Origin of the sequence: Acinetobacter sp. YH01009 (assembly GCF_013420765.1) — a bacterium.
In the GTDB taxonomy this organism is placed as follows: domain Bacteria; phylum Pseudomonadota; class Gammaproteobacteria; order Pseudomonadales; family Moraxellaceae; genus Acinetobacter; species Acinetobacter amyesii.
Map to the genome: position 1 here is coordinate 1 of NZ_VOYE01000041.1, position 2,153 is coordinate 2,153.

1 protein-coding gene and 2 pseudogenes are annotated in these 2,153 nt (G+C 56.8%); all 3 read left to right on the top strand.

From position 1 onward, the window contains the following. Nucleotides 1-127 precede the first annotated feature (127 nt). Nucleotides 128-877 (top strand): annotated as a pseudogene (gene aac(3)-IId, locus FTT76_RS17395) (aminoglycoside N-acetyltransferase AAC(3)-IId); the annotation flags it as partial. A gap of 12 nt (nt 878-889) precedes the next feature. Beyond that, a complete protein-coding gene (locus tag FTT76_RS17400; protein WP_000587837.1) occupies nt 890-1,432 on the top strand; it encodes an AAA family ATPase in 543 nt (180 codons plus the stop codon). A gap of 590 nt (nt 1,433-2,022) precedes the next feature. Beyond that, nucleotides 2,023-2,153: pseudogene (locus tag FTT76_RS17405) on the top strand (IS6 family transposase); the annotation flags it as partial.

The following is a 2,153-nucleotide window of genomic DNA, read 5'->3' on the forward strand; positions in this document are numbered from 1 at the left end:
ATGGCTTTTATGGCTTCAGCTTTAAATTCTGCGGTGTAAGTCTTCTGTTTCTTGCTCATGGTAAACTCCTAATGAGTATGTATAGTTTACCAAGTTAAACCCTCCTGTTTTTTAAGCACACATCAGAGCGGAGACGGTCGTTGCCGCGTTACGCTCCGCGGTTGGGCCGACTGGCACTGTGATGGGATACGCGTCGTGGGACCGATCACCCTACGAGGAGACTCTGAATGGCGCTCGGCTGGATGACGAAGCCCGCCGTACCTGGCTGCCGTTCGATCCCGCAACAGCCGGGACTTACCGTGGGTTCGGCCTGCTGAATCAATTTCTGGTTCAAGCCCCCGGCGCGCGGCGCAGCGCGCACCCCGATGCATCGATGGTCGCGGTTGGTCCGCTGGCTGAAACGCTGACGGAGCCTCACGAACTCGGTCACGCCTTGGGGGAAGGATCGCCCGTCGAGCGGTTCGTTCGCCTTGGCGGGAAGGCCCTGCTGTTGGGTGCGCCGCTAAACTCCGTTACCGCATTGCACTACGCCGAGGCGGTTGCCGATATCCCCAACAAACGGTGGGTGACGTATGAGATGCCGATGCTTGGAAGAGACGGTGAAGTCGCCTGGAAAACGGCATCGGATTACGATTCAAACGGCATTCTCGATTGCTTTGCTATCGAAGGAAAGCCGGATGCGGTTGAAACTATAGCAAATGCTTACGTGAAGCTCGGTCGCCATCGAGAAGGTGTCGTGGGCTTTGCTCAGTGCTACCTGTTCGACGCGCAGGACATCGTGACGTTCGGCGTCACCTATCTTGAGAAGCATTTCGGAACCACTCCGATCGTGCCTCCGCACGAGGCCGTCGAGCGCTCTTGCGAGCCTTCAGGTTAGAGGCCGTCGACAATGATAATCTGGATCAACGGACCTTTCGGCGCCGGAAAGACGACGCTCGCTAAGCGGCTGCGCGATCGGCGTTCCAAATCGCTGATCTTTGACCCCGAGGAAATCGGGTTCGTGGTGAAAGAAACGGTCCCCATGCCAGCGAGCGGAGACTATCAGGATCTCCCCTTGTGGAGGGGACTTACGATCGCGGCGGTCAGGGAGATTCGAAGGAATTACTCGCAGGACATCATCATCCCAATGACGCTCGTGCACCCGGACTATCTGACTGAGATACTCGACGGGGTAAGGCGGATCGACGATCAGCTGCTGCACATCTTTCTGACGCTCAACGAGGACCTATTGCGTCACCGGATCGCGAACCAGACCATGCATCCTGACCCGAATCGAAATGCGGAGATTCGAGAGTGGCGATTAGCGAATGTCGCCCGATGCTTGGCCGCAAGGGAACGGCTTCCATGCACAACCCGTGTTCTCGATAGTGGTGCACACACCAGCGATGAACTCGCAGCGATGGTGCTCGACGGAATCGATGGGCGCACCTGATCGCCTTCGACGCCTGCGCAAAGCGTAGCGCGAGGGTGGCGGGCTCACGACCAAACGCCCAGAGGTCGATCATCGCAGGGATGTTTGGCTTTGTGGTGCGGACGACGGGACTCGAACCCGTACTCTCACAGAGAAGCAGATTTTCGTACCACCTCGACTTTCGCCGCCGTCTGATGACGTTCGTGGTCTGGACTGTCCCTTCGCCATTGCCCGAAGGCTTTAGGCGCCGCCCGTCCAGTCTCTACACCTTCCCCCGAAGGGGCTTGGCTCGGGATTGGCTTAGGGTATTGCCCGTTAGCGTTCCCCGACTTTGAGCGGTTCTACTCCGCGGATTTCCCCGCGGGCACTCCAATTTTAAAGTCTGCTGCGTCTACCGATTTCGCCACGTCCGCCTTTTTTCGCCGTTCCTAGCGCTCGTGCGATGCACCTATGTTGCACCTAGCGCCGAATCGTTCTTCGTCATCCTGAAAAACCACGTCTCCTAAAGCCTTGCATAGCTTATCTTTTCTCCACCACGAACTTTTTTGGGCACTGTTGCAAATAGTCGGTGGTGATAAACTTATCATCCCCTTTTGCTGATGGAGCTGCACATGAACCCATTCAAAGGCCGGCATTTTCAGCGTGACATCATTCTGTGGGCCGTACGCTGGTACTGCAAATACGGCATCAGTTACCGTGAGCTGCAGGAGATGCTGGCTGAACGCGGAGTGAATGTCGATCA